We start from the raw sequence: 7,908 nt of genomic DNA on the forward strand, positions 1-7,908 counted from the left end.
ATCTTTCCCGCACCGCAGCAAACGAGCAAAGCCTGACAAGAAAGGCACTCGCGCTCAGTTCGGTACGCCTCTCTCTGCGCCAGCAACACGTTGTTTTTCAACAATATCGGCAGGAGGCTGTCATTCGCTGCGGTCTGCGCTAAGGTCCGTTCCGCGCAAACTATGCGGTGGCAACTTCTGTCATAGTATTGACTGTTCGAACGGCCATAGCGTTCTTCCTGTCGGCAGTCTTTCAGCTTTGATGCAACCATCAGAGAGATGCTACCTTGTGTATGCGCTTTGGCGTCGTAACGACCGCACATCCAAGCTCAGCACGGAGAATCTACGTTTGCTTCAAGGCACGATGGGCAGGGTACAAATCTGCAGCAGAAAAGCAGCTCGGAGTCTGCCACTGAGATCCGAAGAGCTTTACGCCCGGCTTTCATTCGTCAACAAAAGTGTGCGCTTCTGACAAACCCTTGGTAACGGCTTCGACAAGAACCGTGTTCATACTATGCGATTCCAGCCATGCTTTGGGGTCCTCGTAGAGAAGCGGGTCGAGCTCAGCCAGTCTATTGAGAGCAACTCGTGCGGCTGTTTCGTTTGAGAGTTTGCTGTAAGCGATGGCAAGCAAAGCCTGGCCAAAGGACCAGCCATCAGTGGAGGCGTGTTCCGCATCTATGGCCAGTTCCTCCCATTCCTCTCTAAGCAGATGGTCCGCGGCCAGCAGGTGAAAGTAGAACGGCGGTGGCGCAACAGAGCGGTCTATCGCGCGATGCATAATTGGAACTCCCTCGTCGAAGCGACCTGCTATTCCATAGCGGATCGCTAGATTGGCCAGTGCGGCTGGATCGTTGGGGTTAACTTCCACGGCTCTTTGTGCAAACTCGATCGAGCGCTCCATATCACCCGCGTATTGCTCAACATGGGACATCGCCTGAAGCGCGTCAGTATCCCGTGGATCCAAGTCGATAGCGCGTGCCGCTGCCTCTTTGGCAAGGGCAAAGGCCGCGTCCCTTGAAAGCACTTTCTCATGACCGAACCGGGCAGCATCATTGCGCAGGTAGGCCAGCATTGCCCATGCGCGAACGTATTCCGGGTCCTCGCGAACGGTCGCTTCCAGACAATCCCGCGCAGCCTGATATTGATCTCGATGGTATGTTCTGCGGTAAATCTGTGCACTCGCGACACACGCAAACCCTCGCAGTGTTGGGTCGTTTCGATCCACAAGTCTGTCAGTGCGAACATCGCGGAGCGCATATCCGTATTGCTGCCCTATTGTCGAAGCGATCTGCGCAGAAATCGTGTCCTGAATTTCGGTTATGCTCTGGCCATTGGTGCCCTCGGCATAGCGCTCGCTCCATAAGACTTCGAAATCATCCCGCCGCACAAGGTTGGTTCGGATAAGTAACTCGCCGCCATCGCGCCAAACGTCGCCGGTCACTGTAAACTCAGCGGTTGGCTGATGGATTTCGAACGACGTGGTCCCCGAGCCCTGCGCGACTTGAGCAGACGCAATATGCACTGCAAGATCCGGAAACTTGATCAAATCCGCAGCAAGCTCATTGGTCAGGCCCGAGGCGACAAGCGAAACAAGAGCGTCGTCCGTTCGAACTTCAAAATCCTCAACTAGAATGGAAACTTTTTTGTCGGGCCTCTCGGCTATTGCTGGTACAGGGCTATCAGGTCTCTCGTACCAGAAACCAAATCCGGCCAAAATGACTAGGCACATGACCACCAGCAAGGCCAGTCCAGTGTAGAACCTTGTATTAGGCTTCGACACTTGCTCGTGGTCGACAACCTCAGTCGCCCTGGGATGAACTGCCTCGGGCACAATCTGTTCTCGTGCGGAAAATTTCGGAATGTAATGACCTTTTGGAATACTAATGCGGATCGGGTCATTGCTACCTCGCCCGACATAGTAGTTGTCGAGATCCCTGCGCAGCTTTCGGGCTTCGAGCCGCACGACCGGGTCGGCTTGCTGATCAAAATCAGACCCACGCCCGAAGACCGCGATTGCGATAGTGGTCGCCTTCAGTTCGTTCTCGCGACCCGCCAAGGCTTCCTCGACAATGTATGCCAGCATCTCGCGACGCCGGGCACTGGACTGCAGTCCACTATAGTCAAGTATTCGTTCGAGTTGTCGACGTATGTCCTCTTCGGACATCTCCAAACGTGTCGGCCAATGACTGCTGGTCACTTTTGTCCTCACTGGTCCATAGAACCCTTAAGAAAAGAAAATAGAAGTAACAAGCCATCTGGCCATACTTTTTTTGGCCTGCGAACTGCATGTATACAACATGTAACAACGTTCTAATCCACGCCTTTTGATGCTGTGGTCCGGCAGGAGCACAACGGATAATGGACGCTTTTCTGGAAAATTTGATTGACAGGTACCCCGAGCAAGGTGAGCGGATCTTTGTTCAGTTTCGTGAGGACCCAGTATTCCGGTCAATCTGTGAAGAGATGGAAATAGCCGAACAAGCCATAATACGCTGGAAAAATCTTCCGCCTCGCGCGGCAGAATATGAACAGATTTTGAATGAGCTGAATATAGAATTTCGGGCGTATCTCACTTCTGATTGTCATCGGCAGACGAAAGATAATCAGGGCAGTTCGGCGGCATCAAATGGAGAATAATTAAGTGGGTTACGCGGAATGCAAATCTTCGGGCCGGACAGAGGACCGGATGCTCCTGTCAAGGCTGCGCAGATTGTCTGCTTTGGTAGCTCTCTTCACAGCTACCATTGCAACACATGCAAATGCTCAGGAAGACCTCAGCGAGATCAACAACGGAACCAACCCAACGCTGCTGACAACGCAGTTTGGCTTCCAGTATCAGTTCAACCAGATCAATTCCGACCTGAACACCGGCCTGTTCGAGGCCTTCTACACGCAACCTTTCGGTGAGGGTGGAAAACGGGCGTTCCGGATAACCGTCCCAGGCTCGGACAGCCCGTTCAACGCAAACCCCATCTACGGCGGAGAGCCAGGGGTTGAATTCACATTGGGCGACATAAGCGTAACCTACATTGACGTTTTCCACCTTACCGAAAAAAACGGGGCCGCTTTCACTTTTGAACTGTTTCTGAACACAGCGGAAACCGAAGCCGCCGGGTATGGGCAATTTGCCGGTGAAACCTCGGCCTTCTACGCTTGGTTTCTCAACAACGGAGCAATTTTCGCCCCAGCCTGGGTTCAAACATTCGGATTGGAGGGCGGGAATGATCAAGGCCAGAATGTAAACACGACCACGATCGACTTCTACTATGTTCCCAAGCTGAAGAATCCGCGTTTCTACCTGACATTCGATCCCGCAATCATCCACGATTGGGAAACAGACGCGACATTTGGCAGCCTGCAGGTGACTGCAGGCATGTTGACAGGCAAGGCATTTGGCGGCGATGGTCAAGTGTTCATCAAGCCTGGCATTCTCTTCGGCGGTGACAGACCGGCTGAGTGGTCTGTCCAGGTCGGATACAAGGTGCTGAATTTCTGATGCCGGTCCACTTTATTGCTGCCTGCCTACTTCAAACCCGCCCCACCTCCAGGCGCTCGAAACAGTTCTACGCGGAGCAGAAATGGGCCGTAAGGGTCCCCCGTCTCAATTTGCAATTTTCACAGCGCGGCACAACTCCACCCCTGAACTACCCAGTGCAATCACAACGAAATTCGTCCAAAATCTGAAAATGAGGAAACCAATCATGTCCAACAAAATGTTGACCTATTTTCTCTGCACCACGCTCGCGGCAACTCCGGTCAGCGTTCTGGCACATGACGCCAACCATGCGGTCGTCCCAGCCGGCGTAATCGGCGAAATTGAAACCACCAACGTCAGAATGAAATTCGACAATGTCCTTATTCGAGGTGCGCAGATATTCAATGGCTGCGACGAGGAATTGTCAGAAGCCGACGTGCTGGTCTCTGGCCAGCTGATCCAGAAGATCGGCAGCGACATCCCGACACCGGAAGGCGCTTTCGAGATCGATGCCGAGGGTTATACGCTCATCCCAGGCCTGATCGACAACCACTGGCACGGGATCTTTGCCGAGGCCACCATCGCCCAATTGGCACTGACCGGCGAGGGGTACTGGAACCTTCTGGCCGCCAAGGCGCAGAACAACGCGCTTGCCCGCGGCTTCACCACGGTGCGTGATACTGCTGGCCCGATGTTCGACATCGCCAAGGCAACGAACGAGGGTCTGATCGACGGACCTCGTGTGTTTCCCTCGGGACCCGCGCTGTCGATCACAGCGGGCCATCAGGATTTTCGCATGACGCGAGATGTGCCGCAGGGCGCCGGCGAATTGCACTCCTTCGAGCGAGGCAACATGTTCTACATCACGGACGGCGTACCGGACGTTCTCAAGCGCACGCGCGAAAACCTCATGCAGGGTGCCACCCAGATCAAGCTGATGGCGGGCGGCGGTGTCACCTCGGCTTACGACCCGATCCACACCATCCAGTTCACCGATGAAGAATTCAAGGCTGCTGTCGAGGCGACAGAAGCCTGGGGCACCTATGTGACCACCCATGCGATCAATGACGAAGCGGTTCGACACTCCATCGAAAATGGCGCGCGCAGTGTTGAGCACGCGCATATGTCGACTCGCGAAACACTGCAGATGTTTAAGGACAACGATGTCTGGCTCAGCATGCAGCCATTCCTCGATGACGAAGACGCACCGGCCCTGAACGAGTTCCAGAAGGCCAAGTACAAGTTCGTCACTGACGGAACCGATTTCGTCTACCGCACCGCCAAGGAGTTGGGCCTGAAGATTGCCTTCGGTACTGACACGCTCTTCAGTGCGGACCTTGCGAAACGTCAGGGCGCGGTGCTGGCGAAGATGGAACGGTGGTTTACCCCCTACGAGACGCTGAAGATGGCCACCTGCGACAACGCCGAATTGCTTAAGATGTCGGGGCTGCTAACGCCCTATCCGCTCGGGCCGCTCGGCGTGATCGAGGAAGGTGCCTATGCAGACATGATCCTCGTCAACGGCAATCCGCTGGAGGACCTGCAACTGATCAGCGATGCGAAGGCGAATTTCGGCATGATCATGAAGGATGGCACCATATACAAGTTCGACATGGAGTGAGCATCATATCGCGTAGAACCGTGATTGCCTCTGTTCTTGACCTCGCGGCGTCGATCGCGGGGGCGCAGGATCAACCTGCCAGGCCCATTGTTATTACCAACGTCAACGTTTTCGACGGTTTGAATGAAGAACTGATCGATGGCGCCAATGTCGTGGTCTCTGGCAAATTGATTGCATAATTCACTACTGAGGAGGTCGCAGTCGCAGGGGGGGCAGGTCATCGACGGTGGTGGTCGCACGATGATCCCTGGCTTGACCTGAACCTCCCATACTGAACTGGTCCACCGTTATGCTTAGGAAACGGAGGACCACGAATGGCAAACAAGAGACCAAAGCCCGAAGAGATTGTCTTAAAGTTACGGCAGGTTGAAGTTCTGATAGGGCAAGGGATGTCCCGTCTTGATGCGATCAGGCAGATTGGTGTTGTTGAGCAAACCTATTACCGCTGGCGGAAGAAATGAGCCGTTGAAGGCGCCATTGGTTCGAGCACAATGGCGAGCGGCGACGAGAGGGGCTGAAAGTGCCAGTGAAACAACCGAAGAAAGGGCGGCTCTGGCTGAACCCTCTCGGGACATTGCTGCGCAATGCCCTGCCGGGCAGTGGATGGGTCTTGTGTTCGGCTTAGGCCGGAGTATCGCAAACACGTGTGGTCCTATGACTTTGTCCATTGCCGAACCGATGATGGCAAAGCTTTCCGGTCGTTGAACATCGTTGATGAGTACAGTCGGGAATGTTTGGCTATCAGGGTCGAGCGGAAGCTGAACTCAACCGATGTAATCGATGTCCTGACAGACCTGTTCATACTTCGCGGCGCGCCGAGTTTCATACGTTCAGATAACGGGCCGGAATTTGTCGCCCAGGCCGTCCGAGACTGGATCGCTCCCGTTGGCGCCAAGACAGCTTACGTCGAACTTGGCAGCCCGTGGGAGAACGGATACTTTGAAAGCTTCAACGGCAGGTTCAGAGACGAGCCGCTCCGGTCTTAGGTAGCAAATGCACCAAATTGCCATCTGGATGGCTGGCGAGATCTCGTGTGGAATGGCGGCATGTCGAAACCACTGATTGTTCACACGCTGACAGAGAAGCGGGCCGAGATACTGGGCCAGATTAAAGCATACGAGGCGCAGATCGCACATGCGAAGCACGATCTGGCGCATGTGAACGCGACAATTGAGCTGTTCGCCGCACCTGAACGGCGGCGTGCCCGGTACATTGTGAGCCATGGGTTCTTCGAGAAGGGCGAGATCGCGGATATCTGCGTCCGTCATCTTCGGGTCGATGCCGAGCTGACCACGCGAGAGCTTGCCAAGCGCGTAATGGTGGAGCGCAACCTGAACATCTCAGATACAGCGCTCAGAAACTCGGTGGTCTTCAAGGTCGTCCAGGCGCTGCGGCATGCCAAGCGACGAAAGCTCGTCAAGATGATTGAGAAGAAGAAAGGTTTGTGTGTCTGGGATGCCGGCGACGCCGTCACGTTGCGCGTCGTTGCCAATACCCCTTCCACGACCGGCTGACCGGCGACGCGAGCGCACCACCTATCAGGCAATCTGCCAGGCGGCCATTGCGCTCCTCCCGATGATCCTCGAGCCAAGCCGCATGAGCCGCGTATGCATCGAGATATCTTCCTTCGACCTTCAGATGTTGTCCGCCAATCATCCGTCTAAGCCGTGAGAAGAAGCTCTCAGCAAGGTTGGTATTAACTCCTCTGACGCTGTAACCCTCTGAATGATTGACTCTTTGCATGTCGAAGTCTGTTTCCAGAAGATCCCAGTACGCAACTTCATCGGCCGAGACAACGGTGTCTGGAGTGATCCTTTCCCTTGCAAAATCGACGCCTTGCGCCTCCCGAAGAAAGGTTCTCGTCACCGTTCGACCGCCCCGCTGGCGGAGTACGACAACGGCTGGAATCTGGCGGTCCGACGTATTCTACAATGGCCCAAGGCCGCTCTGCCTCTGGAAACGCGTCAGAATGTCATCACTTTTTCGGTGACCGCGATTCCGGCGCCATTCCAATCTGATCTTGCAAAGCTGATGCATCGTCTGTCCACACCAGACCCGCTGGCAGATGACGGTCAGAACAGAGCACTCCGACCTGCAACCCTGTCTCAATACCAAAGACAGTTGGTTCGGTTTGCCTCCGAAGTCGTTCATGCTGGTCTCCCGATCACGGAGATTGGAGGTTTGGAGATCCTGATCGATCCAGTGTTCGCGGAACGTGGTCTGCGCCAGATGTTAACGCGTACCAACAACCAGACCACAAAGATGATCAGCGAGATCGCCGCGTTGCTCCGCAACCTGGCCCGGATACTCAATGCACCCGAACACAGCCACACCATCAACATGTATTCCGGTCTTGAGGCACGGTCGGCAACACGTGCCTTCGCGGACCTGATAGACGCGAAGAAAGGGTGCCGCAAATGAGCCTGGTTCTACCTATCGCCAATTGGCCCGCGTCCGACCGGGATATGTGGGACAGGCTTCAGAAGGCGGCCGGACCGCTCGACGATTGCGGCGCCCTCGCTCATCTGCGCGCAACCTCATTTAAGACGCTGGAACTTCGCTATGCCCGATGGCTGCAATGGCTGATTACTAGTGATGTGGACTCAATAGCCCTGACTCCGCCACAACGCGCGACCCTGCCGCGCCTTTCCGCTTGGCTTCGGGACCTCTCACACACCCGACCGATGACCCGGTTGATGTTCATTGATGGCGTGTTGCGTATTCTGATCGGGCGGTCTCTGGTGCGTCCATGTTGCGTCCCGGGCTGCAAGCACTCTTCAATGCAACTCAGGAAGGACGGGTTGATCTGATCTTGGCAGAGGCGCTGGAT

Annotated in this window: 10 protein-coding genes and 1 pseudogene; 9 read left to right on the top strand and 2 right to left on the bottom strand. The window is 55.1% G+C overall.

The window, feature by feature from the left end:
• Nucleotides 1–421: 421 nt before the first annotated feature.
• On the bottom strand, nucleotides 422–2,065 hold the full coding sequence (locus AC2FNC_RS19085; RefSeq protein WP_496716302.1) for a hypothetical protein: 1,644 nt from the start codon (nucleotides 2,063–2,065) through the stop codon (nucleotides 422–424).
• A gap of 275 nt (nucleotides 2,066–2,340) precedes the next feature.
• Between AC2FNC_RS19085 and AC2FNC_RS19090 the strand changes: the two genes are divergently transcribed.
• The 7 genes and pseudogenes from AC2FNC_RS19090 (at nucleotide 2,341) to AC2FNC_RS19120 (ending at nucleotide 6,592) form a co-directional block, all read left to right on the top strand.
• The gene (locus AC2FNC_RS19090; protein ID WP_480556037.1) at nucleotides 2,341–2,619 is read left to right on the top strand and encodes a hypothetical protein; all 279 of its coding nucleotides are present in this window, start codon (nucleotides 2,341–2,343) and stop codon (nucleotides 2,617–2,619) included.
• Nucleotides 2,620–2,668: 49 nt separating this feature from the next.
• Entirely contained in the window at nucleotides 2,669–3,478 is an 810-nt protein-coding gene (locus tag AC2FNC_RS19095) for a hypothetical protein (protein ID WP_480556038.1), read from the top strand.
• Between the two features lie 205 nt (nucleotides 3,479–3,683).
• The gene (locus AC2FNC_RS19100) at nucleotides 3,684–5,078 is read left to right on the top strand and encodes a metal-dependent hydrolase family protein (RefSeq protein WP_496716303.1); all 1,395 of its coding nucleotides are present in this window, start codon (nucleotides 3,684–3,686) and stop codon (nucleotides 5,076–5,078) included.
• Nucleotides 5,075–5,257 carry a hypothetical protein gene (locus tag AC2FNC_RS19105; RefSeq protein WP_480556040.1) on the top strand — a complete coding sequence of 61 codons (183 nt, stop codon included), beginning with the start codon at nucleotides 5,075–5,077 and terminating at the stop codon, nucleotides 5,255–5,257. Before AC2FNC_RS19100 ends, AC2FNC_RS19105 begins: the two co-directional genes overlap by 4 nt.
• Before the next feature lie 135 nt (nucleotides 5,258–5,392).
• Nucleotides 5,393–5,539: a hypothetical protein gene (locus AC2FNC_RS19110; RefSeq protein ID WP_480519233.1), complete on the top strand. Its 147-nt coding sequence runs from the start codon at nucleotides 5,393–5,395 to the stop codon at nucleotides 5,537–5,539.
• Nucleotides 5,540–5,580: 41 nt separating this feature from the next.
• Nucleotides 5,581–6,055 (top strand): annotated as a pseudogene (locus tag AC2FNC_RS19115) (DDE-type integrase/transposase/recombinase); the annotation flags it as partial.
• 69 nt (nucleotides 6,056–6,124) lie between these two features.
• Nucleotides 6,125–6,592, top strand: coding sequence for a hypothetical protein (locus AC2FNC_RS19120; protein WP_480519235.1), 468 nt, complete (start codon nucleotides 6,125–6,127; stop codon nucleotides 6,590–6,592).
• On the opposite strand, the gene AC2FNC_RS19125 is transcribed toward AC2FNC_RS19120, so the two are convergent.
• Nucleotides 6,549–6,944 (bottom strand): transposase, encoded by a 396-nt coding sequence (locus AC2FNC_RS19125; protein ID WP_496716304.1) that lies wholly within the window; start codon nucleotides 6,942–6,944, stop codon nucleotides 6,549–6,551. The two genes, AC2FNC_RS19120 and AC2FNC_RS19125, sit on opposite strands and share 44 nt — an antisense overlap.
• Between AC2FNC_RS19125 and AC2FNC_RS19130 the strand changes: the two genes are divergently transcribed.
• Complete coding sequence (locus AC2FNC_RS19130) at nucleotides 6,915–7,499, top strand: hypothetical protein (RefSeq protein ID WP_496716306.1); 585 nt, start codon at nucleotides 6,915–6,917, stop codon at nucleotides 7,497–7,499. The genes AC2FNC_RS19125 and AC2FNC_RS19130 overlap by 30 nt on opposite strands.
• A 328-nt stretch (nucleotides 7,500–7,827) precedes the next feature.
• A partial coding sequence (locus AC2FNC_RS19135; protein WP_496716307.1) for a hypothetical protein occupies nucleotides 7,828–7,908 on the top strand: 81 nt, incomplete at its 3' end.

The organism is Ruegeria sp. BHSA123 (assembly GCF_059613425.1).